The sequence below is a fragment of the Pseudomonas sp. 05N431 genome, from assembly GCF_056397005.1.
This window is the reverse complement of record NZ_JBFTMN010000009.1, coordinates 399,214-423,878: the sequence shown is the minus strand read 5'-3', so window position 1 is coordinate 423,878 and position 24,665 is coordinate 399,214. Positions and strand designations below refer to the sequence as shown.

Below are 24,665 nucleotides of genomic sequence, written 5' to 3'. Positions count from 1 at the left end.
GCATTCATCAGGGGGCATCGCCTACGGTCTGCTTCGCGACGACCTCCTCTCGATGTGTCCGGCTGCGCCGTACGGCGCTGCGCGCCCACCCCCTGATGAACACCTCCACTCGGCCTCCCGATAGGGGCGGGTGGATCAAGATCAACAGCAAAGCACGGCGGCCTACCGGCCGGCCTGAGTGGTAAGAGCGCGTATGGCTTAGATCTCGTTCCCACGCTCCGCGTGGGAATGCATCCTGTGACGCTCTGCGTCACGATTTGTGAGCTGATGCAAAGCGTGGGAGCATCACAATCATTCGCGGATATGCACAGATCAAAACGGTGGGCGAGCCTGCTCGCGAAGGCCGCGCCGCGGTGTATCAGGAGAATTGCTGATAGCCGTTTGAGCTGATGACTAAACACCTGAAAGCCCCCGCCTTCAAGAGAAGCGCGGGGCTTTTTATTCAATCGCGATTATTACCTGGCGCCCCCAGCACCTTCACCACGTCATCGATCACCGCCTTACTCATCTCCTGCAAGTAGTAGGAGGTCCAGGCATAGCGGTCGGTTTTGCGCTCCATCGCTGCATCTTCGGCCAGCATCCTGGAGAGGTGGAGCAGGTCGGAGACGTGGGACAAGGCAGTGAGCAGAGGGACGCCACTGTTGACGCGGAACAGGGCTTGATCGTCGTGGATGGAGAAGGGGGTGAAGCCGGCGATTTTTAAATCGTGGAGGTGCGAAGATTTGTTCATGGCGAGGTTCTCGTTTACTGGTTAGAGCGGCCTCGATTACTCACCGGGTTTCCAGGCCCGGTCGCTGATTTGGCAGCGACCACCGAAGACTAGCGATGCCACTTCCGAGGGGCAACCTTGAAAGCCTGTCGGACGTTTCCCGCTGTTTTTCAGGTTTGTGGGCGCATTCTCAGGATGGGCGTTGAATATTCCGGCCTCTTCGCGGGCAAGCCCGCTCCCACAGGTTCTGTGCCGAACACTCAGTTCGCGGTCAGCCCCGATTACTGTGGGAGCCGGGCTTGCCCGCGAAGAGGCCCGCACAAGCAGCACAAATCTTCCTGTAAACCCCTCTATTTCAAACCCCAGCAAAAGTTGGAAGGCTTCTTGCAATAGCCGGCCTGCGCCTGCTTCAGGCGTCAAAAGTTTGCTTCAAGGAACGGGGAATACCGGTGGATCGCTCTCAGTTAATCAACAGTGCCCGCAGCAACCTGGCAGACCTCAGTCGAGGCAATCTGGGTGTGCCGCTGTTGCTGTTGGTCATGCTGGCGATGATGATGTTGCCGGTCCCGCCGTTCCTGCTCGACGTGTTTTTCACCTTCAACATTGCGCTGTCAATTGTCGTGCTGCTGGTCTGCGTCTATGCCTTGCGGCCGCTGGATTTTGCGGTGTTTCCGACCATTCTGCTGGTCGCCACGTTGCTGCGACTGGCATTGAACGTGGCCTCGACCCGGGTGGTGATGCTTCACGGTCAGGACGGCCATGCCGCCGCCGGCAAGGTGATTCAGGCCTTCGGTGAGGTGGTCATCGGCGGTAACTACGTGGTCGGTATCGTGGTTTTCGCGATTTTGATGATCATCAACTTCGTCGTGGTGACCAAAGGTGCCGGGCGGATTTCCGAGGTCAGCGCGCGTTTTACCCTCGATGCGATGCCGGGCAAGCAGATGGCCATCGACGCCGACCTGAACGCCGGGCTGATCGACCAGCCCGCAGCCAAGCTGCGCCGTATGGAGGTGGCCCAGGAGGCCGAGTTCTACGGTTCGATGGACGGTGCCAGCAAGTTCGTGCGCGGTGACGCTATCGCCGGTCTGCTGATTCTGTTCATCAACCTGATTGGCGGCATGGCGGTCGGGATCTTCCAGCACGGCATGAGTTTCGGCGATGCCGGCAAGGTCTACGCATTGCTGACCATCGGTGACGGTTTGGTGGCGCAATTGCCATCACTGCTGTTGTCCACCGCGGCGGCGATCATGGTGACCCGTGCTTCCGGTTCGGAAGACATGGGCAAGCAGATCAATCGGCAGATGTTCGCGTCCCCCAAGGCGCTGGCGGTAGCGGCCGGTTTGATGGCGGTCATGGGCCTGGTGCCAGGCATGCCGCACTTTTCCTTTCTCAGCATGGCCGCCGTCGCAGCGGGCGCCGCGTATCTGTTCTGGAAAAAGCAGAACATCGTCAAGGTTCAGGCTCTGGAAGAGGTCAAGCGTCAGCAAGAGCTGCTGCCGTCGCCGGCACGGGCCATGGAAACCAAAGAGCTGGGCTGGGATGATGTGACCCCGATCGACATGATCGGCCTTGAGGTTGGTTACCGGCTGATTCCGCTGGTGGATCGCAACCAGGGTGGTCAGTTGCTGGCGCGGATCAAGGGCGTGCGCAAGAAGCTTTCCCAGGATCTGGGCTTCCTGATGCCGACCGTGCACATTCGCGACAACCTCGACCTGGCGCCGAGTGCCTACCGCCTGACCCTGATGGGGGTAATCCTCGCCGAAGCCGAGATTTATCCGGATCGCGAACTGGCGATCAACCCCGGGCAGGTCTACGGCACGCTCAATGGCATCACCGCCAAAGATCCGGCCTTTGGCCTGGAGGCGGTCTGGATCGAAATCAGTCAGCGTCCGCAGGCACAGTCCCTGGGTTACACCGTGGTCGATGCCAGTACGGTGGTGGCAACTCACCTCAACCAGATTCTGTACAAGCACTCCAGCGAGCTGATCGGCCACGAAGAAGTTCAGCAACTCATGCAATTGCTGGCCAAAAGCTCGCCAAAACTGGCCGAGGAGCTGGTACCGGGCGTTGTTTCGCTGTCGCAACTGCTCAAAGTGCTGCAAGCCTTGTTGGCCGAACAGGTTCCGGTTCGTGACATTCGCAGTATTGCCGAGGCCATCGCGAACAACGCCGCCAAGAGTCAAGATACTGCCGCTTTGGTGGCCGCCGTGCGGGTTGGCGTATCGCGCGCTATCGTCCAAAGCATTGTAGGCACTGAGTCCGAGCTGCCTGTGATCACCTTGGAGCCAAGGTTGGAACAAATATTGCTCAATAGTCTTCAGAAGGCAGGACAAGGCTCGGAAGAGGGCGTTCTGCTGGAGCCAAGCATGGCAGAGAAGCTGCAACGTTCGTTGATCGACGCCGCGCAGCGTCAGGAAATGCAAGGTCAACCGGTGATTCTGTTGGTAGCAGGTCCGGTACGCGCGATGCTCTCGCGGTTCGGACGTCTGGCAGTGCCGGGGTTGCATGTGTTGGCTTATCAGGAAATCCCTGACAACAAGCAAGTGACCATCGTTGCGACAGTAGGGCCCAACGGCTGAGGTAGTGGTTTATGCAAGTTAAGCGTTTTTTCGCCGCCGATATGCGTCAGGCCATGAAGCTGGTTCGTGATGAGCTGGGCGCTGATGCGGCCATTATCGGTAATCGTCGGATCGCCGGTGGTGTCGAGCTGACGGCTGCCCTGGATTACAAGCTGTCGGCGCTGGCCCCGCGTGTGCCGAATATCGAACTCGAAGACGAGTTGCGCAAGACCCAATCGCGGATCGTCACGGCTCAGGCTGAATTGAGCCTGCGTGGCGACGGTGAGGGTGACGCGAGCGTCGGCACCAATCGCCAGCTGTTCGCCGGCCTGCCGCTGACCGCTGCGGAGCCTTTGATCGAGCCGACCTTTGCCGAGCGGCCGCGTCCTGCTCCGGCGCCTGCACCGTCTGCCGGGGTTGACCCACGAGCGTTCGACTCGATGCGTTTCGAACTCAATGGTCTGCGTGAACTGCTCGAAGTGCAGTTGGGTTCGCTGGCCTGGAACCAGCTGCAAGGCAGTCGCCCGCAGCAAGCCAACCTGTGGCGTCGCCTGCAACGTATTGGCCTGTCCGGTCCGCTGTCGCGCGATCTGCTGGAACTGATTACTGAAATTGAAGAGCCCCGTCAGGCCTGGCGCATGCTGTTGGCGCACCTGGCGCGGATGATCGTGACTCCCGAGATCGAACCACTGGAAGAGGGTGGCGTGATCGCCATGGTCGGCCCTGCCGGCATGGGCAAAACCACGACGCTGGCCAAGCTGGCCGCACGTTACGTGCTCAAGTACGGTGCGCAGAACATCGCGCTGGTGAGTATGGACAGCTTCCGCATTGGTGCTCAGGAACAGCTCAAGACCCTGGGGCGTATCCTCAATGTCTCGGTGACTCACGTCGATCCGGGCCAGTCCCTGGCGCAAGCCCTTGATCCACTGTTGCGCAAGCGTGTGGTGTTGATCGATACCGCAGGTCTGCAGGCCAGTGATCCGGCGTTGCGCATGCAGCTGGAAAGCCTGGCCGGTCGCGGGATCAAGTCGAAGAATTATCTGGTGCTGGCCACTACCAGCCAGAAACAGGTGCTGACTGCCGCTTATCACAGTTACAAGCGGTGCGGGCTGGCAGGCTGCATTCTGACTAAACTGGATGAAACAGCGAGTCTGGGCGAGGTGTTGAGCCTGGCAATCAGCCACGAATTACCTGTCGCTTATCTGACCGACGGGCCACGGATCCCGGATGATCTACATTTACCGCGCCGGCATCAGTTGGTCAGTCGCGCCGTAAGCGTGCAGATGCAGGAAGAACCCAGCGAAGAAGCCATGGCTGATATGTTCGCTGACCTCTACCACAGCCCGGCCAAGCGTGTCGGCTGAGGTAATAATGAATAGATTTGTATCTACATCGATGGCCTGCCATGCATTGTTCACAAGTGAGCGCGCAGCCAGTCATGTAGTCCGCGTCTAAGCAAGACAAGGTAAAGAACGAACATGGGCAGCATGCATCCCGTACAGGTGATCGCAGTGACCGGCGGCAAAGGTGGCGTCGGGAAGACTAATGTGTCAGTGAACTTGTCCCTGGCTCTTGCTGAGCTCGGCCGGCGCGTCATGCTGCTGGATGCCGACCTGGGGCTGGCGAACGTCGACGTCCTGCTGGGGCTCACGCCCAAGCGTACGCTGGCCGACGTCATCGAAGGCCGCTGTGAACTGCGCGATGTATTACTTCAGGGGCCGGGCGGAATTCGCATTGTTCCAGCAGCGTCCGGTACCCAGAGCATGGTTCATCTGAGCCCGGCCCAGCATGCTGGCCTGATTCAGGCATTCAGCGACATTGGCGATAACCTCGACGTATTGGTGATCGACACGGCGGCGGGCATTGGTGAGTCGGTCGTCAGTTTTGTTCGTGCCGCCCAGGAAGTATTGCTGGTGGTGTGTGACGAGCCGACCTCGATCACTGACGCCTACGCGCTGATCAAATTGCTCAACCGCGATTACGGCATGAACCGCTTCCGAGTGCTGGCCAACATGGCGCAAAGCCCGCAGGAAGGGCGAAATCTGTTCGCCAAGTTGACCAAGGTCACGGATCGCTTCCTCGACGTCGCCTTACAATACGTCGGTGCGGTGCCTTACGACGAATGCGTGCGCAAGGCCGTGCAGAAGCAGCGCGCCGTGTATGAAGCGTTTCCTCGCTCCAAATGTGCACTGGCGTTCAAGGCCATCGCGCAGAAAGTCGATACCTGGCCGTTGCCTGCCAACCCGCGTGGGCACCTGGAATTTTTCGTCGAGCGTCTGGTGCAGCAAACTGCGGGTCCGGTTCTATGACAGCCAGCGGTTACAACCTGTACAAGAAGTCGGCGCGTGACGCGCAGTACGAACTGATCGAGCGTTACGCGCCACTGGTAAAACGAATTGCCTATCACCTGTTGGCGCGCTTGCCGGCCAGTGTTCAGGTCGAGGACCTGATCCAGGCAGGCATGATCGGTTTGCTTGAAGTGTCGACCAAATACGACGCGAGCAAAGGTGCGAGTTTCGAGACATACGCAGGGATCCGTATCCGTGGCGCGATGCTCGATGAAGTCCGCAAAGGTGACTGGGCGCCACGCTCGGTACACCGCAATACCCGGATGGTGAGTGACGCGATTCGCTCAATTGAAGCTAAAACCGGGCGTGACGCTAAAGATCACGAGGTTGCGGCCGAACTCCAATTGAGTCTCGACGATTATTACGGGATTTTGAACGACACCTTGGGCAGTCGCCTGTTCAGCTTCGACGATCTGTTGCAGGACGGCGAGCATGAAGGGCTGCACGAGGATGGCGCGAGTGCTCATCTCGAACCGTCGCGCGACCTGGAAGATGAACGCTTCCAGGCTGCACTGGCGGATGCGATTGCCAATTTGCCGGAGCGTGAGCGACTGGTGTTGGCGCTGTACTACGACGAAGAGCTGAATCTCAAGGAAATCGGTGAGGTCCTGGGAGTCAGTGAATCGCGGGTCAGCCAGTTACACAGCCAGTGCGCGGCCCGTTTGCGGGGGCGTTTGGGGGAGTGGCGAGCGCGCTGACAGCAGTGTGGGGACACTGCGAACGAAACAGGCAAGGCGTAAAGCTCTGCAGGTCTCAATCCGTTGTGCTCCAGACAGTCGTTGAGTGCTCTGCCTGATTGATTGAATGGCGTGTTCAGGTGCTGAACGCGTTTAAGACTGCTTGGAGGTCGAATTGGACAAGAACATGAAAATCCTCATCGTTGATGACTTCTCAACGATGCGGCGGATCATAAAAAACCTGTTGCGTGACCTTGGGTTCACCAACACGGTCGAGGCGGACGACGGTACTACCGCCATTCCCGTCCTCAACAGCGGGAGCATCGACTTTCTGGTAACGGACTGGAACATGCCTGGCATGACCGGTATCGATTTGCTGCGCCACGTGCGCGCCGATGAAAAGCTCAAGCACCTGCCGGTGCTGATGGTCACTGCCGAAGCCAAGCGCGAGCAGATCATCGAAGCCGCTCAAGCCGGTGTAAACGGCTATGTGGTCAAACCCTTCACGGCCCAGGCGTTGAAAGAGAAGATCGAAAAAATATTCGAACGCATCGGTTGATGTGCTGAGCCACTGCGCCACGGGGGAGCTATGGAGCAAAGAGAATCTTCACAGGGCGATTTCGAATCGACCCTGAAAAAACACGCTCACGAACTGGTCGAAAGCCTTGAAAAGGGCAGGTTCGGTGACGCTGTGCAACTGATCCATGAGCTCAATCAGACCCGTGACCGCGGCCTGTACCAGGAGGTGGGCAAGCTCACTCGCGAGCTGCACAGCGCGATCGTCAATTTTCAGATTGACCCGCACATGCCGCAAGCCGAGGAAGTCTCTCAGATCACGGATGCCACCGAGCGCCTGTCCTATGTGGTCAAGCTGACCGAAGCGGCCGCGAACCGGACCATGGATCTGGTCGAGAACAGCACTCCGCTGGTCAATGGCCTGAGCACTGACGCCCAGGCCTTGAGCGCGGACTGGGGGCGTTTCATGCGCCGCGAAGTCGGTGCCGAAGAGTTCCGCGAACTGGCCCGGCGTGTCGACGGTTTCCTGACGCGTAGCGTCGAGGAAAGCCAGGTCGTCTCGGGCAACCTCAACGATATTCTGCTGGCTCAGGATTACCAGGACCTGACCGGTCAGGTGATCAAGCGCGTGACTCAATTGGTCACCGAAGTCGAAAGCAACCTGCTCAAGCTCGTACTCATGGCCAGTCAGGTAGACCGCTTTGCGGGTATCGAACATGACCATGAAGCGATGCTGGCTGAAAAAGATCCGCAAAAACATCTCTCTCAGGGTGAAGGTCCGCAGATTCATGCCGATAAAAGAGAAGACGTTGTGTCCGGTCAGGACGATGTGGACGATTTGTTATCCAGCCTAGGATTTTAGAGTTTTAGCATTTTAGGTTTTTTAGGTTTTTAGACCTCAGGAGCACCCCCTTAATGAGCTTCGGCGCCGATGAAGAGATCCTTCAGGATTTCCTGGTTGAGGCCGGCGAGATTCTAGAGCAACTGTCCGAACAGCTGGTCGAGCTGGAAAGCCGACCAGATGATGCGGACTTGCTCAATGCAATTTTTCGCGGTTTTCACACTGTAAAAGGGGGCGCCGGCTTCCTCCAGCTCAACGAGCTGGTGGAGTGCTGTCACATCGCCGAGAACGTGTTCGACATCTTGCGCAAGGGTGAGCGTCGCGTCGACTCGGAACTGATGGACGTGGTTCTCGAAGCGCTGGACGCGGTGAACAGCATGTTTAGCGAAGTCCGCGAACGAGCACCGATCACTGCGGCTACACCGGAACTGCTGGCGGCGCTGGCCCGTCTGGCCGAGCCGCAAACAGCCGACGAAGCACAGCCGGTTGCTGAAGTGGTTCAAGCACCTGCCGCTGAAAGCGAATCGGGCGACATCACCGACAATGAATTCGAACTGCTGCTGGACTCGCTGAACGCGGTCAAGGCTGAGGCCGAAGCATCCGTTGCCCCGGCACCTGAAGCAGCTGCCGGCAGCGATGAAATCACCGATGCCGAGTTCGAGTCGTTGCTCGACCAATTGCACGGCAAAGGCCAGTTCGCCCCTGATGCAGTGGCCGCAGTGCCCGCCGCACCGGCTGCCCCGAAAGCGGCAGGCGACAGCTCCGACATTACCGACGACGAATTCGAAGCACTGCTCGATCAGTTGCATGGCAAAGGCAACTTCGCCGTTGATGCTCTGGAATCGGCGATTGCTGCTGTTCCTGCGCCTGCGGCACCTGTGGCTGCGGCCGCTGGCAGCGATCTGATCTCCGATCACGAGTTCGAATCGCTGCTCGACGAATTGCATGGCAAAGGCAAATTCTCTGAGGTCGGCACAGGTTCTGCTGCTTCGGTGGCGGCGCCAGTTGCCAAGGCTGCAGCGCCAGCGCCTGTGGCTAAAGCGCCCGAGCCAAAAGCCGAAGCGCCCAAACCTGCTGCTGCACCGGCCCCAGCTCGCGCACCAGCCTCACCGCCACCGGAAAAACCGGCCAGTGAAGCCGAGACCACCGTACGTGTGGATACCGCGCGTCTCGACGAAATCATGAACATGGTCGGCGAGCTGGTACTGGTACGTAACCGCTTGGTCCGTCTGGGCCTCAACAGCGGCGACGAAGCCATGTCCAAGGCCGTGTCGAACCTCGACGTGGTCACGGCCGACTTGCAGACCGCGGTGATGAAGACCCGGATGCAGCCGATCAAGAAAGTCTTCGGGCGCTTCCCGCGCCTGGTTCGCGACCTTGCGCGCCAGTTGAAGAAAGAGATCAATCTGGAGCTGGTCGGTGAAGAAACCGACCTCGACAAGAACCTCGTCGAGGCCCTGGCCGACCCGTTGGTCCACTTGGTGCGTAACTCGGTCGACCACGGTATCGAAGAACCGGCCGATCGTGAGGCGATGGGCAAGCCTCGCAGCGGCAAAGTGATTCTGTCCGCGGAACAGGAAGGCGATCACATCCTGCTGTCCATCTCTGATGACGGCAAGGGCATGGACGCTGATGTTTTGCGCGGTATTGCCGTAAAGAAAGGCTTGATGGACAAGGATGCGGCCGACCGTCTCAGCGAGTCCGACTGCTTCAACCTGATTTTCGCGCCGGGTTTCTCGACCAAAACCGAGATCTCCGACGTGTCCGGTCGTGGCGTGGGCATGGATGTGGTGAAAACCAAGATCGCCCAGCTCAACGGCACCATCAATATCTACTCGACCAAGGGCAAGGGCTCGAAGATCGTCATCAAGGTCCCGTTGACCCTGGCGATCATGCCGACGCTGATGGTCATGCTCGGCAACCAGGCCTTTGCTTTCCCGCTGGTCAACGTCAACGAAATTTTCCATCTCGACCTGTCGCGCACCAACGTGGTCGACGGTCAGGAAGTGGTGATCGTGCGGGACAAGGCGCTGCCATTGTTCTACCTCAAACGCTGGCTGGTCAGCTCCGCCGCTCACGAAGAGCAGCGTGAAGGCCATGTGGTGATCCTTTCGGTGGGCACTCAGCGGATCGGCTTCGTCGTCGATCAACTGGTGGGCCAGGAAGAAGTGGTCATCAAGCCATTGGGCAAAATGCTTCAGGGAACCCCGGGCATGTCCGGCGCCACCATTACCGGTGACGGCCGCATCGCCTTGATTCTCGATGTTCCGAGCATGCTCAAGCGTTACGCCGCACGGCGTATTTGATTCTGGTGGAGCGGGGCGACTGAGCCTCGCTCCGTCTAACGGAGTGTTTATGGCAGTCAAAGTCCTGGTGGTGGATGATTCTGGTTTTTTCCGCCGCCGCGTCTCGGAAATTCTTTCAGCGGATCCGAGTATCCAGGTCGTCGGTACGGCGACCAACGGTAAAGAGGCGATCGATCAGGCCTTGGCCCTCAAGCCAGACGTGATCACCATGGACTACGAGATGCCGATGATGGATGGCATCACGGCGGTGCGGCACATCATGCAGCGCTGTCCTACCCCGGTTTTGATGTTCTCCTCGCTGACACACGAAGGCGCTCGGGTCACTCTCGATGCACTGGACGCTGGCGCGGTGGATTTCCTGCCGAAGAATTTCGAAGACATCTCGCGCAACCCCGAGAAGGTCAAGCAACTGCTGTGCGAAAAGGTTCACAGCATTTCGCGCAGTAACCGTCGTTTCAGCGCCTACAGCGCCCCGGCTCCAGCGGCCGCGCCAGCACCGGCACCGACACCGGCCCCTTCGAGTTTCGGCAGCAGTGCACCTGCGCGTCCGGCTCCGGCGCCGATTCCTGCGCGTGCGCCGGTTGCCAGCACCTCGTCGCCGGCACCGAAACGCAAAGCCTACAAACTGGTTGCCATTGGTACCTCAACCGGCGGCCCGGTTGCATTGCAGCGGGTGCTGACACAGCTGCCGGCAAACTTCCCGGCGCCGATCGTGCTGATCCAGCACATGCCGGCGGCCTTCACCAAGGCTTTCGCCGAGCGTTTGGACAAGCTCTGCCGGATCAGCGTCAAGGAAGCCGAGGATGGCGACATCCTGCGTCCTGGCCTGGCGTTGCTGGCACCGGGTGGCAAGCAAATGATGATCGACGGCCGTGGCGCGGTGAAAATCCTCCCGGGCGACGAGCGTCTGAACTACAAACCGTGCGTGGACATCACCTTCGGTTCGGCGGCCAAGTCCTACGGCGACAAAGTTCTGGCGGTGGTCCTTACCGGCATGGGCGCCGACGGTCGCGAAGGCGCGCGTCTGCTCAAGCAGGGCGGCAGCGCGGTCTGGGCCCAGGATGAAGCCAGTTGCGTGATCTACGGGATGCCGATGGCGATCGTCAAAGCCGATCTGGCTGACGCGATCTACGGCCTCGACGATATCGGCAAGCACCTGGCCGAGGCGTGCATCTGATGGATGTTTTAAGCCTCATCGGGATCATCATGGCGTTCATCGCCATTATTGGTGGCAACTACCTTGAGGGTGGTCATCTCGGTGCCTTGGCCAACGGTCCGGCGGCGTTGATCGTGCTCGGCGGGACCATTGGCGCCGCGTTGTTGCAGTCGCCGATGAGTGCCTTCAAGCGCGCCATGCAGATTCTTCGCTGGATCCTTTTTCCGCCTCGCGTCGACTTGGCCGGTGGCATCGACCGCGTGGTCAACTGGAGCCTCACCGCGCGCAAGGAAGGTTTGCTCGGGCTTGAAGGGGTAGCGGATAGCGAACCTGACAGCTATTCACGCAAAGGCTTGCAATTGCTGGTTGACGGCGCTGAGCCCGAGTCAATTCGCAGCATCCTGGAGGTGGATTTCTACACCCAGGAAAGCCGTGACATCGAAGCCGCCAAAGTTTTTGAAAGCATGGGCGGCTATGCGCCGACCATCGGGATCATCGGTGCGGTCATGGGTCTGATTCACGTCATGGGCAATCTGGGTGATCCGTCGCAGTTGGGCAGCGGCATTGCTGTGGCCTTCGTCGCGACCATCTACGGCGTGGCCAGCGCCAACCTGGTGCTGTTGCCGATTGCCAGCAAGCTCAAGTCCATCGCGTTGCGGCAGTCGCGTTATCGCGAAATGTTGCTGGAAGGCATTCTGTCGATCGCCGAAGGTGAAAACCCTCGCTCCATCGAGTTGAAGCTTCAGGGCTTCATGGACTGATGGAGGTAATGGACTATGGCTCGTCGCCGTCAGCACGATGAACACGTCAACCACGAGCGCTGGCTGGTGTCTTACGCGGACTTCATCACACTGCTGTTCGCCTTTTTCGTGGTGATGTACTCCATCTCTTCGATCAACGAAGGCAAGTACAAGGAAATTTCCGAAGCACTGGTCGGGGTCTTTACCAACTCTGACCGTGCCCTCAAGCCGATCCCCATCGGTGACGAACGTCCGAAGACGGTCACCCCGGCCAAACCGCTGGTCAAGGACAGCGAGCAGATCGACGCCGGTATCGCCCAGGCCAGCAAGGACCCGCTCAAGAGCATTGCCGATGACATCAGTGCCGCCTTTGGCGATTTGATCAGCTCCAATCAGATGACCGTGCGTGGCAACGAGTTGTGGGTCGAGATCGAACTCAATTCGAGCCTGCTGTTCGGCAGCGGCGATGCCATGCCCAGCGATATCGCGTTCAACATCATCGACAAGGTTGCGGCCATTCTGAAGCCGTTCGACAACCCGATTCACGTTGAAGGTTTCACCGACGATCAACCGATCCGTACCGCGCAGTACCCGACCAACTGGGAGCTGTCCTCGGCCCGCTCGGCGAGCATCGTGCGCATGCTTGCCATGCAAGGTGTCAACCCCGGGCGTCTGGCTTCGGTGGGTTACGGCGAATTCCAGCCAGTGGCCAATAACGCGACCGCCGAAGGGCGTGCGCGTAACCGGCGAGTGGTGTTGGTGGTGTCGCGCAATCTCGATGTACGCCGCAGCCTGACCGGTACCGGAACGGCTAATGCAAAACCGGACGCCGCATTGAAGCGTGCTGGCACACAAACTGCACCGACGACTGTCAAGTCGCCGGGACGCGCGAGTGCCGTCAATTCTCCGTCACCCGGCTTATAACGTTGAGCTATTTCTCGGTTGTATTGATTCGACCGGGAGGAACAATCTGAATGAGAGTCTGGGCAGTTGCCAATCAAAAGGGTGGTGTCGGTAAAACCACTTCCTCCATCGCTTTAGCCGGATTGCTGGCTGAGGCGGGCAAGCGCGTGGTTGTGGTCGATCTCGATCCGCACGGCTCCATGACCAGCTACTTCGGCTACGACCCCGACAGCCTGGAACACAGCAGCTACGACCTGTTTCTGCACAAGGGCAGCGTGCCGCAAGGCTTGCCCGGGCAGTTGTTGCTGCCGACCAGCGATGAACGTATTTCCCTGTTGCCGTCGAGCACTGCGCTCGCCACCCTCGAGCGCCAGTCGCCGGGGCAGAGTGGCCTGGGCCTGGTGATCGCCAAGAGCCTGGCGCAATTGTGGCAGGACTTCGATTACGCGTTGATCGACAGCCCGCCGTTGCTCGGTGTGCTGATGGTCAATGCCTTGGCGGCCAGCCAGCAGTTGGTGATCCCGGTGCAGACTGAGCACCTGGCAGTGAAAGGTCTGGAGCGCATGGTCAACACCTTGGCGATGATCAACCGTTCGCGTAAGCAAGCGCTGCCGTTCAGCATCGTGCCGACCCTGTTCGACCGTCGCACCCAAGCCTCGCTGGGAACCTTGCGGGTGCTGCGCGACATGTACCCGGAAGAAATCTGGCAAGGCTACATCCCGGTCGATACCCGACTGCGTGATGCCAGCCGTGCCGGCCTGACCCCTTCGCAGTTCGACGGCAAGAGCCGTGGTGTGCTGGCGTACCGCGCACTGCTCAAGCATTTGCTGGCGCAGCAACTTGTTCCGCAGGTGGCTTGAGGTGAATCTTTTCTTTGCCGGGGTGGGGTGCCAATGAACCGGCCAGTAAAAATTACCAGCAGACCACAACTGGCGTTGCAGTCCTATCTGGATGCGTTGTTACAAGACGCGACCGAGGAATGGCCGGCAGAAGTCGAGGTCTTACCCGAGGCTGTAGAAGTCGTCGAGGTCGTCGAAGCCATTGAGGCGCAAGGCGCACTGGACGAGTTCCAGGCTGCGGTGCTCGAAGAGCAGGCTCGCGATGCACAAAAGCCAGCGGTTGCACCTCCCGTTGTAGTGCCGGTACTGGAAGCGCCGGCACCGATTCTGGCGCCGGTTTCAACGGTCGCTCCCTTGCTCAAAGCGCTGGTCGAGCCGGTGGTTGAAGTCCATCTGCCGCCGAGTAACACGCCACCGCCGGTGGTCGGCGATGATCGGCCAAGCTGGGCTGCCGAACCATTTGAATGCCTGTTGTTCGACGTCGCCGGTTTGACCCTGGCCGTGCCGCTGGTGTGCCTCGGTTCGATTTACTCGTTGGCCGGTCATGAGCTGACACCGTTGTTCGGTCAGCCGGAATGGTTCCTTGGGATTCTGCCAAGCCAGGCCGGCAACCTGAAGGTGCTGGATACCGCGCGCTGGGTCATGCCCGATCGTTATCGCGATGACTTCCGCCAGGGCCTGCAATACGTAATCTCGGTTCAGGGCTACGAGTGGGGGCTGGCGGTGCATCAGGTCAGCCGCTCGTTGCGCCTGGACCCGAATGAAATCAAATGGCGCAGCCATCGGGGTCAACGGCCATGGCTGGCCGGGACGGTGATCGAGCACATGTGTGCGTTGCTGGATGTCTCGGAGCTGGCGGAGTTGATCGCCAGTGGCGGTGCCAAGCACATGGGCGGCGGCAAGCCGGCCCACAAACCTACATAACAAACAGCTGGCCGCATACACGGTGCGGTCGGACAGAACACACACCGCCACAGGCGGTTTTTCGAGGGGTCAGGGTATGAATGATAAGGCGTCGTCTGCAAAGGGTTCCGAAGATCCGATCCTGCAATGGGTAACCTTCAAGCTGGACAATGAAACCTACGGCATCAACGTGATGCGCGTTCAGGAAGTCCTGCGCTACACCGAAATCGCTCCGGTTCCGGGTGCACCAAGCTACGTGCTGGGCATCATCAACCTGCGCGGCAACGTGGTGACTGTCATCGACACCCGCCAGCGCTTTGGCCTGGGCACCGTCGAAGTCAGCGACAACACCCGTATCGTGATCATCGAAGCCGACAAGCAAGTGGTCGGGATCATGGTCGACAGCGTGGCCGAAGTGGTTTACCTGCGTCAGTCCGAGATCGAAACCGCGCCTAACGTCGGTAACGAAGAATCGGCCAAGTTCATCCAGGGCGTGTGCAACAAGAACAACGAGCTGCTGATCCTGGTCGAGCTGGACAAGATGATGAGCGAAGAAGAGTGGTCGGAACTGGAGAGTATCTGATTGATTCTCGAGGTTGCTGTCATTTTACTGGGGCTCCTGTGGGCAGGGACCCTGGCGATGTTCCTGGCTTACACGCGCAAGCAGCGAGAGCTGGCAGCGCTGCAAGCCCAGGGCAATGCGTTGCGGGATCAGCGCATCAAGGACCTGGCCAAGCGCGTCGACGATTATCAGAACGGTAACGTGCGCATGGGTGAAGACCTGCATGAACTGCGTGCGGTGGTCGGCCCCTTGCCGGACAAGCTGGCCCAGCTTGAGCAGCGCGACCCGTCGAGCCTGTCATTCGCCCAGGCAGCCCGCCTGGTGGGGATGGGCGCCAGCGTCGACGAATTGACCCAGTCCTGCGGCCTGACCCAGGCAGAGGCCGAGTTGATGAGCAAGTTGCACAAGAACTGATTTGTTGCGATTGGGCTGAGATCGCTATCGCGAGCAAGCTCGCTCCCACAATGAATTGGCGGCGTTCACACATTTTGTGTCCACCACCGATCCCTTGTGGGAGCGAGCTTGCTCGCGATGACGCCCTTGAAACTTCAGTAATCCTCCCCGCGATCTGTTACATCCCGCTCCACCATCGCTGCCTCTGAACCATGCCCTTGCGGAAACTTGCCCTTGAGTTTCCATGCAAACGCAATGATCTCGGCAATCGTGCGGTACAGCTCTTCTGGGATGCTTTCACCCAACTCCATCCTCGCCAGCAACTTCACCAGCTCGGCGTTCTCGTAAATCGGCACTTCATAGTCGCGGGCGATTTTCAGAATCGCTTCGGCCAGTTCGTCATCGCCTTTGGCGGTGAGTGTCGGGGCATGTTGGCCGTCGTATTTGAGGGCGATGGCCTGACGCGGTGGCGTGTGGTTGTTCATGCGGTTTCGTCGACCCAGCGTTGTTCGAGGCGGGTTTGATTGCCTTGGGGCGGTGTGCCGAGGTGGCAATTCAGATCGCCAACATTCAGGCCCGATGCCAGCAGTTGTGCGCGCAAACCATCCAGGTTGCTTTCGATCAGGCTGGCGGTATAAGGCCGTTCGGCCCAGAGCTGGCTGGAGAGCTTGCCCTGGGCTAATTGTGCCTGGATTTGCAACGGCCCGAGCGGTTCCATGTCGAACGCCAGCTCGACTCGCCAGAGCCGCTGTTTCGGCTCGCGCTCAACGGATTTCTCGTGCTGTTCCTTTTCCGGTGTGTCTTCGCGTTGAAACTTCACCTGCAACGGCACGATGTCTTGCAGATTGCGCAGGGGGATTTCCAGCTGCCAGGTGGTTTGCAGCTTGCCATCCTCGGTCATGCCGGTCTGTTCCAGGCTCGACAGTTGATGGCTTTGCAGGCGGGAAACGGCTGCTGCGGCCAGGCGCAGCAAGTGTTCCAGGTCGCCTTCACCCTCCAGGCTTTGCAGCAACCGCGAGGGCAGGGGGAAGTTGCTTGGCTGCGGTTTTGCGCTGACCTGCCCGAGGGTGCCGAGGGCGCTGCGGACAAAGCTTGGCAGCGCCTGGGCCAGGGTGTTGGCAGCGATGACCGCGTTGAAACTGGTATTGGCCGGCAGGTCGGGGGCCAATTGTGCGATCAATCGCAGCAAATTGCCTTTCAGGTCCGGTGTCAGGGCCGGGTTCTGGCCAGTGAGCAGTTTGCTTTCCAGGAACAATCCGCTGTTGGCCAGCGCCTGAGCCAGGCCTTTGGGCGTGCTCAGTTGCTGAACATCCGGCAGGTCGGCGAGCAGTTTGTCGACGGCAGCGCGCAGGTCGTCGGAGGTGGTGTCGGAGTCTGGCAGATTTTGCAAGGCATCGATCAGCCCACTCAATGAGCCTTGGCGACTTTGCTGGGCCAGCAGTTGCTGACTCACCGCCAATTGCTCCTGACGACTGGCCAGTGGCACGAAACTCAGGCTCTGCGCGCCCTGGACCAAGGCGCTGAGCAGGCTGCCGATACGCAACGGCAGCGGGCTGTCGATGCTCAAGGTGCTGCCACTGAGCGCGGTATTGAGCACACTCACCAGCGAGCGATAGACCGCCGGCTGTCCCGGTGTTTGCGGCATCTGCTGGGTGGTCAGCACTTTACCTTGCAGCAGGGTGCCAACCGGCAGTTGCGACGTATCGAGGCGGGTGAGGGTGGCGACGTTGGCGGCGATGGCCTGTTGCACGGTAATCGCCAGATTACTGGCTGAAGGCTGGCTGACCGTCAGGTTGGTGCCCAGAGGCAACGGCTGGTTGCTGGTGACCTGCACGGTGGTTTGACGGCCACCGTCCAGGGTGACCTTGAGCAGCAGCTGGAATGTCTGGTCGTTCTGTTTGAGCGACAGCACTTCAGCGTTGGCGCTTTGCCCGGCGGCGATCAAACCTTCCACCGGGGTCTGCAGCTTGAGCAACTCGCCACTGACCACGAGCGGGCGCGAGGTGGCTGGCGTAGTGGGGGGCAGTGGAAGGATGTTCATCTCGCCGGTCATCAGGTCACACCCTGTCGAAATTGCCCTCTTGGGAGTAGGACATGACATGTATAATGCGGCCCCGTTGTTGTCGGGGCGCGGAAAACATCGCAAATGTTTGACGCAGCTCTCTAGAACAGGCCGTCAATGCATCTATGCTGCATCACTTTAACGGCCGCTCCATTGCCGACTTGAACCGTAAAGGCCCGCGATCTCTTGACCATCCCTCTACTAGAAGCCGTAGCGCTCGCCTGTGAGCGAGACTGGCGGATGCTCTTCGAAAACCTCGAGTTGCGTCTGGGCAGCGGTGACATGTTGCAGATCAGCGGCCCCAATGGCAGCGGCAAGACCAGCCTGTTGCGCCTGCTCGCGGGGCTGATGCAGCCGACCAGTGGCCAGGTGTTGCTCAACGGCCAGCCCTTGAGCACGCAACGCCCGGAGCTGGCCCACAACCTGTTGTGGATTGGCCATGCCGCCGGAATCAAGGACCTGCTGACCCCTGAAGAGAACCTCAGCTGGCTGTGCGCGTTGCACCAGCCCGCCACTCATGAGGCGATCTGGCAGGCGCTGGCAGCGGTAGGACTGCGCGGTTTTGAAGATGTTCCTTGCCACACCCTGTCCGCCGGCCAGCAACGCCGCGTGGCTCTGGCCCGTTTGTATCTGGACAGCCCGGCGTTGTGGATTCTCGACGAACCATTTACCGCGCTGGATAAACAAGGCGTCGCCCAGTTGGAAGAACACCTGGCCGCACACTGCGAGCGAGGCGGCATGGTGATTCTGACCACTCACCACACGTTGACCCGGATGCCGGCCGGATACCGTGACATCGACTTGGGGCAATGGGCCGTATGAGTGTTTTTGCACTGTTGGTCGCCCGTGAGGCGCGTTTATTGTGTCGGCGTCCTGCCGAGCTTGCCAACCCTCTCGTATTCTTCGCCATTGTTGTCTCATTATTCCCATTGGCGGTCGGACCTGAGACACAATTGTTGCAAACCTTGTCACCGGGACTGGTCTGGGTCGCGGCCCTTTTATCGGTTTTGCTCTCGCTGGACGGGCTTTTCCGCAGTGATTTCGAGGACGGATCCCTTGAACAGTGGGTCCTTTCGTCGCACCCCCTGCCTCTTCTGGTTTTGGCTAAGGTGCTGGCACACTGGGCGTTTTCCGGCTTGGCACTGGTGTTGCTTGCCCCGTTACTGGCGTTGATGCTCGGTTTGCCTGCCGCTTGTCTGCCGGTTTTGCTCTTATCGCTGTTGCTCGGTACACCGGTACTGAGCTTGCTCGGTGCGGTGGGCGCGGCCTTGACGGTCGGATTGAAGCGTGGCGGCTTGCTGCTGGCGTTATTGATTCTGCCGCTGTACATCCCGGTGTTGATTCTCGGCAGTGGCGCCTTGCAGGCTGCCTTGCAGGGCATGCCGGCAACCGGTTATTTGCTGTGGCTTGGTAGCCTGACCGCCCTGGCGATAACCCTGACACCCTTTGCAATAGCCGCTGGCCTGAAGATCAGCGTCGGCGAATAATGAGGTCTGGTTAAATTTTAGCCAGTAAAGACCCTGGTTCTTCGTGATGGCGAAGAACAACCGTGATGGAAACAGCAATGAACTGGACCTGGTTTCATAAGCTCGGCTCGCCCAAATGGTTTTACGGCATCAGCGGCAAACTGCTGCCCTGGCTGAGTGTCGCGGCGTTGCTGCTGATCGGCGTCGGCGTGGTCTGGGGCCTGGCCTTCGCGCCGCCGGACTACCAGCAAGGCAACAGCTTTCGAATCATCTACATTCACGTGCCGGCCGCCATGCTGGCGCAGTCCTGCTATGTGATGCTGGCGGTCTGCGGCATTGTCGGGCTGGTATGGAAGATGAAGCTGGCGGACGTCGCCCTGCAATGTGCAGCGCCGATCGGTGCCTGGATGACCGCCGTGGCGCTGGTCACCGGGGCCATCTGGGGCAAACCGACCTGGGGATCGTGGTGGGTCTGGGATGCACGACTTACGTCCATGCTGATTCTGCTATTTCTGTACTTCGGTCTCATTGCGCTAGGCAACGCCATCAGCAATCGTGACAGCGCGGCCAAGGCCTGCGCGGTGCTGGCGATTGTCGGCGTGATCAACATCCCGATCATCAAGTACTCGGTGGAGTGGTGGAACACCCTGCACCAGGGCGCCACCTTCAGCCTCACCGAAAAACCGGCAATGCCGGCCGAAATGTGGCTGCCGTTGCTGCTGACGGTGCTGGGTTTCTACTGTTTCTTCGGCGCCGTGCTGTTGCTGCGCATGCGCCTTGAAGTGCTCAAGCGCGAAGCTCGTGCCAGTTGGGTCAAGGCCGAAGTACAAAACAGCCTGGAGGCCGCGTAATGAGTTTTGCTTCATTCGGCGACTTCCTCGCCATGGGCCATCACGGTCTTTATGTCTGGTCGGCTTATGGCATCTGCCTGGCGGTACTGGCTCTCAACGTGGCTGCGCCGATCCTGGCCCGCAAGCGTTACCTGCAACAAGAGGCGCGCCGTCTGCGCCGGGAGAACAGCAAGTGAATCCGCTGCGTAAAAAGCGTCTTGTCATTATTTTCGCGATCCTGGTCGGTGTCGGTGCTGCTGTCGGCCTGGCCCTCAGTGCCCTTCAGCAGAACATCAACCTCTTTTACACACCGACCCAAATCGCCAATGGCGAAGCCCCGCAAGACACGCGCATCCGTGCTGGCGGCATGGTCGAGAAGGGCTCGCTGCAACGCTCCGGCGATTCGCTGGACGTGAAATTCATCGTCACCGACTTCAACAAATCCGTGACCATCACCTACCGCGGCATCCTCCCGGACCTGTTCCGCGAAGGGCAGGGCATCGTTGCACTGGGCAAACTGAATGCAGACGGCGTGGTGGTGGCAGACGAAGTGCTGGCCAAGCACGACGAGAAATACATGCCGCCGGAAGTGACCAAGGCGCTCAAAGACAGTGGTCAATCCGCTCCAACACCCGCGAAGGAGGGTTGATCCATGACCTCAGGCATCTTCATTCCCGAGTTGGGCCATCTGGCGATGATTCTCGCCCTGTGCTTTGCCATCGTTCAGGCCACCGTGCCGTTGCTCGGTGCCTGGCGTGGTGAGCGCATGTGGATGGGGTTGGCCCAGCCAGCGGCCTGGGGCCAGTTCACCTTTCTGGTATTCGCCTTCGGCTGCCTGACCTACGCCTTCATGACCGATGATTTTTCGGTGGGGTATGTCGCCAACAACTCCAACAGCTCATTGCCGTGGTACTACAAATTCAGTGCGGTGTGGGGTGCCCACGAAGGTTCCTTGCTGCTCTGGGCGTTGATTCTCGGCGGCTGGACCTTTGCCGTGTCGATCTTCTCCCGGCAGTTGCCGCAGGTCATGCTGGCTCGCGTGCTGGCGGTGATGGGCATGATCAGCACCGGTTTCCTGCTGTTCCTGATTCTCACCTCGAACCCGTTCGCACGGGTTCTGCCGCAGATTCCCACTGACGGTCATGACCTCAACCCGTTGCTGCAGGACATTGGCCTGATCGTTCATCCACCGATGCTCTACATGGGCTATGTCGGTTTCTCGGTGGCCTTCGCCTTCGCGATTGCGGCCTTGCTCGGCGGTCGCCTGGATGCGGCGTGGGCCCGTTGGTCGCGGCCCTGGACCATCGTCGCCTGGGCGTTCCTCGGTATCGGCATCACCCTCGGCTCCTGGTGGGCCTACTACGAACTCGGCTGGGGCGGCTGGTGGTTCTGGGACCCGGTGGAAAACGCCTCGTTCATGCCTTGGCTGGTCGGTACGGCGCTGATTCACTCGTTGGCCGTAACCGAAAAACGCGGCGTGTTCAAAAGCTGGACCGTGTTGCTGGCCATTGCCGCGTTCTCGCTGAGTTTGCTGGGAACCTTCCTGGTGCGTTCCGGCGTGCTGACTTCGGTGCACGCGTTTGCCTCGGACCCTGCGCGGGGCGTGTTCATCCTGATCTTCTTGCTGTTTGTAGTCGGCGGTTCGCTGACGCTGTTCGCCCTGCGTGCGCCAGTGGTCAAGAGCCATGTCGGCTTCAACCTGTGGTCGCGTGAGACCCTGCTGCTCGGCAACAACCTGGTACTGGTGGTCGCGGCTTCGATGATTCTGCTCGGCACCTTGTATCCGCTGGTGCTCGATGCCCTGAGTGGCGCCAAGATGTCGGTCGGCCCGCCGTATTTCAATGCATTGTTCATTCCGTTGATGGCGTTGCTGATGGTGGTGATGGCCGTCGGTGTGCTGGTGCGCTGGAAAGACACCCCGGTGAAATGGCTGATTAACATGCTGACCCCGGTGTTGCTCGGCAGCGCTGCTTTGGCGGTCGTCGCGGGGATCGCTTATGGCGACTTCAACTGGGCCGTGCTGGCGACCTTCATGCTCGCGGCCTGGGTGTTGCTGGCCGGTGTGCGTGACATTTTCGACAAGACCCGCAACAAGGGCCTGATCAAAGGCCTGCCGAGCCTGACCCGCAGCTATTGGGGCATGCAGGTTGCGCACCTGGGTATCGCCGTATGCGCCTTGGGCGTGGTGCTTTCGAGCCAGAACAGCGCCGAGCGCGATCTGCGTCTGGCGCCGGGCGAGTCGATGGACCTTGCCGGTTATCACTTCATTTTCGAGGGCGCCAAGCACTTCGAAGGACCGAACTTCACCTCCGACAAAGGCACCATTCGAGTGATCCGGTCGGGCAAGGAAGTCGCGGTGCTGCACCCGGAAAAACGTCTGTACACCGTACAAAATTCAATGATGACCGAAGCCGGCATCGACGCCGGTTTCACCCGCGACCTGTACGTGGCGCTCGGCGAGCCGCTGGAGAATGGCGCCTGGGCCGTGCGCGTGCACGTCAAGCCGTTTGTGCGCTGGATCTGGTTCGGCGGTTTGCTGACAGGTTTCGGTGGGTTGCTGGCGGCGCTGGATCGTCGTTATCGGGTCAAGGTGAAAAGTCGCGTGCGTGAAGCGCTGGGCATGACGGGAGCCACTGCATGAGACGTTGGTTAATGGTGTTGCCACTGGCGCTGTTTCTGGTGGTGGCGGTGTTTCTTTACCGGGGGCTCTACCTGAACCCGGCCGAGTTGCCCTCGGCGATGATCGGCAAGCCGTTCCCCGAGTTTTCCCTGCCGGCCGTGCAAGGCGACAAGACCTTGACCAAGGCTGATCTGCTGGGCAAACCGGCCCTGGTCAACGTCTGGGGCACCTGGTGTATTTCCTGCCGGGTCGAGCACCCGGTGCTGAACAAGCTGGCCCAGCAAGGCGTGGTGATTTATGGCGTCAACTACAAGGACATCAACGCCGATGCCTTGAAGTGGCTGGTCGAGTTTCACAACCCGTACCTGCTGGACATCCGTGACGAGGCGGGCTCCCTGGGCCTGAACCTCGGCGTTTACGGCGCTCCGGAAACCTTCTTCATTGACGCTAAAGGCATCATCCGCGACAAGTACGTCGGGGTGATCGACGAAGTGGTGTGGCGTGAACAACTGGCGGCCAAGTATCAGGCGCTGGTCGATGAGGCCAAGCCATGAAGCGCTGGATTGCTGCCGCCGTACTCGGCCTGAGTATCGCCGGTGTCGCTCACGCGGCCATCGACACCTACGTGTTCGCCAATGACGCCGAGCGCGAGCGTTTTCACGAACTGACCAAAGAACTGCGTTGCCCCAAGTGCCAGAATCAGGACATTGCCGATTCCAATGCACCGATTGCCGCTGACCTGCGCAAAGAGATTTTCCGCATGCTCGGCGAGGGCAAGGACAACCAGCAGATCATCGACTTCATGGTCGACCGCTATGGCGACTTCGTGCGTTACAAACCAGCCCTGAACAGCAAGACCGCACTGCTGTGGTTTGGCCCGGCCGGGTTGTTGCTCGGTGGCGTGCTGGTGATCGCCGTAATCGTCCGTCGCCGTCGTGCCGAGCGCACGGCAGGTACAGACACGCTTTCTGTTGATGAGCGCAAGCGCCTCGACCAACTGTTGGATAACACCAAGAATGATTGATTTCTGGCTCGCCGCAGGTCTGCTTCTACTGGTTGCCCTGAGTTTTTTGTTGATCCCGGTTCTGCGTGGCCGTCGCGCCCAGCGCGAAGAGGATCGTACCGCGCTGAACGTGGCGCTTTACCAGGAGCGCGTGGCTGAGTTGCAGGCTCAGCAGGCCGAAGGCGTACTTGATTCGACGCAAATGAGCGCTGGGCGTGATGAAGCGGCTCGTGAACTGCTGGCCGATACCGAAGGCGCCGACACGGGCCGGGTTTCCCGTCTGGGCAAGCCGTTGCCACTTCTGGCAGCGATCCTGGTACCGGTGTTGGGCCTGGGGCTGTACTTGCATTTTGGCGCCAGTGACAAAGTCGAACTGACCCGCGAATTCGCTCAGGCGCCGCAATCGATGGAAGAGATGACCCGTCGTCTTGAACGCGCTGTGGCGGCTCAACCGGACTCCGCCGAAGGCCTGTATTTCCTTGGTCGTACCTACATGGCTCAGGACCGCCCTGGCGACGCTGCGAAGATCTTCGAGCGCACCGTGGCATTGGCTGGCCGTCAGCCGGAATTGCTCGGCCAGTGGGCCCAGGCGCAGTACTTTGCCGACAACAAAAAGTGGTCGGACAAGATCCAGGCACTGACCGACGAAGCACTCAAGACCGATCCCAAAGAAGTTACCAGCCTTGGGCTGTTGGGCATCGCGGCTTTCGAAGGCGAGCGTTATCAAGAGGCCATCGACTACTGGGGTCGTCTGCTGGCGCAACTGCCACCCGAAGATAACTCGCGCAGCGCGCTGGAAGGTGGCATTGCGCGGGCAACCGAAAAACTGCAAGCGAGCGGCGGCACGGTCGCCAAGGCGCCTGCCGTAGTGGCTAAACCTTCGGCACTGCTTAAAGTGACGGTTGATCTGGCGGCAGAGTTGAAAGCCAAGGTTCAACCGGGTGACAGCGTGTTCATCTTCGCCCGTGCCACTTCAGGCCCTCCGGCGCCATTGGCAGCCAAACGCCTGACCGTTGCCGACCTGCCAGCGACCGTTGAGCTGGGCGATGCCGACGCAATGATGCCGCAATTGAAACTGTCGAACTTTCCTGAAGTCCAACTGGTCGCGCGCGTTTCCCGTGCTGGCCAACCGACTGCCGGCGAGTGGGTCGGTCGCAGCGAGCCTTTGGCCAGCAGCACTACCGCGCCGCAACAATTGACCATCGACAGCCCAGACAAATAACCAGGAAATCC

General features: G+C 59.8%; 26 protein-coding genes. 23 read left to right on the top strand and 3 right to left on the bottom strand.

The features are described from left to right. Positions 1-442: 442 nt before the first annotated feature. Positions 443-730 (bottom strand): DUF3077 domain-containing protein, encoded by a 288-nt coding sequence (locus AC1DIG_RS18495; RefSeq protein ID WP_477768449.1) that lies wholly within the window; start codon positions 728-730, stop codon positions 443-445. A 428-nt stretch (positions 731-1,158) separates the two neighbouring features. Here AC1DIG_RS18495 and flhA point away from each other — a divergent pair, with 428 nt between their 5' ends. The 14 genes from flhA to AC1DIG_RS18425 all read left to right on the top strand — a co-directional run bounded on the left by flhA (position 1,159) and on the right by AC1DIG_RS18425 (position 15,472). Continuing rightward, on the top strand, positions 1,159-3,288 hold the full coding sequence (gene flhA / locus AC1DIG_RS18490; RefSeq protein WP_427539037.1) for a flagellar biosynthesis protein FlhA: 2,130 nt from the start codon (positions 1,159-1,161) through the stop codon (positions 3,286-3,288). A gap of 11 nt (positions 3,289-3,299) precedes the next feature. Then, on the top strand, positions 3,300-4,631 hold the full coding sequence (gene flhF, locus AC1DIG_RS18485) for a flagellar biosynthesis protein FlhF (RefSeq protein WP_477768448.1): 1,332 nt from the start codon (positions 3,300-3,302) through the stop codon (positions 4,629-4,631). A gap of 114 nt (positions 4,632-4,745) precedes the next feature. After that, positions 4,746-5,576 (top strand): flagellar synthesis regulator FleN, encoded by an 831-nt coding sequence (gene fleN, locus AC1DIG_RS18480; protein WP_019692370.1) that lies wholly within the window; start codon positions 4,746-4,748, stop codon positions 5,574-5,576. Further along, positions 5,573-6,313: an RNA polymerase sigma factor FliA gene (fliA, locus tag AC1DIG_RS18475; RefSeq protein ID WP_007894214.1), complete on the top strand. Its 741-nt coding sequence runs from the start codon at positions 5,573-5,575 to the stop codon at positions 6,311-6,313. The genes fleN and fliA overlap by 4 nt, the downstream gene beginning before the upstream one ends. 166 nt (positions 6,314-6,479) lie before the next feature. After that, a complete protein-coding gene (locus AC1DIG_RS18470; RefSeq protein WP_003183998.1) occupies positions 6,480-6,851 on the top strand; it encodes a chemotaxis response regulator CheY in 372 nt (123 codons plus the stop codon). Between the two features lie 30 nt (positions 6,852-6,881). Beyond that, complete coding sequence (locus AC1DIG_RS18465; protein WP_477768447.1) at positions 6,882-7,670, top strand: protein phosphatase CheZ; 789 nt, start codon at positions 6,882-6,884, stop codon at positions 7,668-7,670. Between the two features lie 53 nt (positions 7,671-7,723). Beyond that, the gene (locus tag AC1DIG_RS18460; protein WP_477768446.1) at positions 7,724-9,955 is read left to right on the top strand and encodes a chemotaxis protein CheA; all 2,232 of its coding nucleotides are present in this window, start codon (positions 7,724-7,726) and stop codon (positions 9,953-9,955) included. A gap of 49 nt (positions 9,956-10,004) precedes the next feature. Beyond that, complete coding sequence (locus tag AC1DIG_RS18455) at positions 10,005-11,132, top strand: protein-glutamate methylesterase/protein-glutamine glutaminase (protein ID WP_477768445.1); 1,128 nt, start codon at positions 10,005-10,007, stop codon at positions 11,130-11,132. Then, the gene (locus AC1DIG_RS18450) at positions 11,132-11,872 is read left to right on the top strand and encodes a flagellar motor protein (protein ID WP_054596304.1); all 741 of its coding nucleotides are present in this window, start codon (positions 11,132-11,134) and stop codon (positions 11,870-11,872) included. Before AC1DIG_RS18455 ends, AC1DIG_RS18450 begins: the two co-directional genes overlap by 1 nt. 15 nt (positions 11,873-11,887) lie before the next feature. Continuing rightward, complete coding sequence (gene motD, locus AC1DIG_RS18445) at positions 11,888-12,775, top strand: flagellar motor protein MotD (protein ID WP_477768444.1); 888 nt, start codon at positions 11,888-11,890, stop codon at positions 12,773-12,775. A gap of 50 nt (positions 12,776-12,825) precedes the next feature. Continuing rightward, on the top strand, positions 12,826-13,614 hold the full coding sequence (locus tag AC1DIG_RS18440) for a ParA family protein (RefSeq protein WP_054596306.1): 789 nt from the start codon (positions 12,826-12,828) through the stop codon (positions 13,612-13,614). Between the two features lie 33 nt (positions 13,615-13,647). Beyond that, positions 13,648-14,517 (top strand): CheW domain-containing protein, encoded by an 870-nt coding sequence (locus AC1DIG_RS18435; protein WP_477768443.1) that lies wholly within the window; start codon positions 13,648-13,650, stop codon positions 14,515-14,517. Positions 14,518-14,593: 76 nt separating this feature from the next. After that, positions 14,594-15,079 carry a chemotaxis protein CheW gene (locus tag AC1DIG_RS18430; RefSeq protein ID WP_019692361.1) on the top strand — a complete coding sequence of 162 codons (486 nt, stop codon included), beginning with the start codon at positions 14,594-14,596 and terminating at the stop codon, positions 15,077-15,079. Next, on the top strand, positions 15,080-15,472 hold the full coding sequence (locus tag AC1DIG_RS18425) for a DUF2802 domain-containing protein (protein ID WP_477768442.1): 393 nt from the start codon (positions 15,080-15,082) through the stop codon (positions 15,470-15,472). A 134-nt stretch (positions 15,473-15,606) separates the two neighbouring features. On the opposite strand, the gene AC1DIG_RS18420 is transcribed toward AC1DIG_RS18425, so the two are convergent. Together AC1DIG_RS18420 and fliK are read right to left on the bottom strand one after the other, a co-directional pair. Continuing rightward, a complete protein-coding gene (locus AC1DIG_RS18420; RefSeq protein ID WP_477768441.1) occupies positions 15,607-15,936 on the bottom strand; it encodes an EscU/YscU/HrcU family type III secretion system export apparatus switch protein in 330 nt (109 codons plus the stop codon). Then, positions 15,933-17,504: a flagellar hook-length control protein FliK gene (gene fliK, locus AC1DIG_RS18415; RefSeq protein ID WP_477768440.1), complete on the bottom strand. Its 1,572-nt coding sequence runs from the start codon at positions 17,502-17,504 to the stop codon at positions 15,933-15,935. Before fliK ends, AC1DIG_RS18420 begins: the two co-directional genes overlap by 4 nt. Positions 17,505-17,753: 249 nt before the next feature. On the opposite strand from fliK, the gene ccmA reads away from it, so the two are divergent. The 9 genes from ccmA (at position 17,754) to ccmI (ending at position 24,654) form a co-directional block, all read left to right on the top strand. After that, positions 17,754-18,335 carry a cytochrome c biogenesis heme-transporting ATPase CcmA gene (ccmA, locus tag AC1DIG_RS18410; protein WP_477768439.1) on the top strand — a complete coding sequence of 194 codons (582 nt, stop codon included), beginning with the start codon at positions 17,754-17,756 and terminating at the stop codon, positions 18,333-18,335. After that, positions 18,332-19,000 (top strand): heme exporter protein CcmB, encoded by a 669-nt coding sequence (gene ccmB / locus AC1DIG_RS18405; RefSeq protein WP_477768438.1) that lies wholly within the window; start codon positions 18,332-18,334, stop codon positions 18,998-19,000. The genes ccmA and ccmB overlap by 4 nt, the downstream gene beginning before the upstream one ends. Positions 19,001-19,077: 77 nt before the next feature. Next, positions 19,078-19,830, top strand: a complete 753-nt coding sequence (locus tag AC1DIG_RS18400; protein WP_054596312.1) for a heme ABC transporter permease — start codon at positions 19,078-19,080, stop codon at positions 19,828-19,830. Next, complete coding sequence (gene ccmD / locus AC1DIG_RS18395) at positions 19,830-20,006, top strand: heme exporter protein CcmD (RefSeq protein ID WP_019692354.1); 177 nt, start codon at positions 19,830-19,832, stop codon at positions 20,004-20,006. The genes AC1DIG_RS18400 and ccmD overlap by 1 nt, the downstream gene beginning before the upstream one ends. Continuing rightward, positions 20,003-20,458 carry a cytochrome c maturation protein CcmE gene (ccmE, locus tag AC1DIG_RS18390; protein WP_427529977.1) on the top strand — a complete coding sequence of 152 codons (456 nt, stop codon included), beginning with the start codon at positions 20,003-20,005 and terminating at the stop codon, positions 20,456-20,458. The genes ccmD and ccmE overlap by 4 nt, the downstream gene beginning before the upstream one ends. A gap of 3 nt (positions 20,459-20,461) precedes the next feature. Continuing rightward, a complete protein-coding gene (locus AC1DIG_RS18385) occupies positions 20,462-22,450 on the top strand; it encodes a heme lyase CcmF/NrfE family subunit (RefSeq protein WP_477768437.1) in 1,989 nt (662 codons plus the stop codon). Next, the gene (locus tag AC1DIG_RS18380; RefSeq protein WP_477768436.1) at positions 22,447-22,983 is read left to right on the top strand and encodes a DsbE family thiol:disulfide interchange protein; all 537 of its coding nucleotides are present in this window, start codon (positions 22,447-22,449) and stop codon (positions 22,981-22,983) included. The genes AC1DIG_RS18385 and AC1DIG_RS18380 overlap by 4 nt, the downstream gene beginning before the upstream one ends. After that, entirely contained in the window at positions 22,980-23,453 is a 474-nt protein-coding gene (locus AC1DIG_RS18375; RefSeq protein WP_019692350.1) for a cytochrome c-type biogenesis protein, read from the top strand. The genes AC1DIG_RS18380 and AC1DIG_RS18375 overlap by 4 nt, the downstream gene beginning before the upstream one ends. Next, positions 23,446-24,654, top strand: a complete 1,209-nt coding sequence (gene ccmI / locus AC1DIG_RS18370; RefSeq protein WP_477768435.1) for a c-type cytochrome biogenesis protein CcmI — start codon at positions 23,446-23,448, stop codon at positions 24,652-24,654. The genes AC1DIG_RS18375 and ccmI overlap by 8 nt, the downstream gene beginning before the upstream one ends. Positions 24,655-24,665 lie beyond the last annotated feature (11 nt).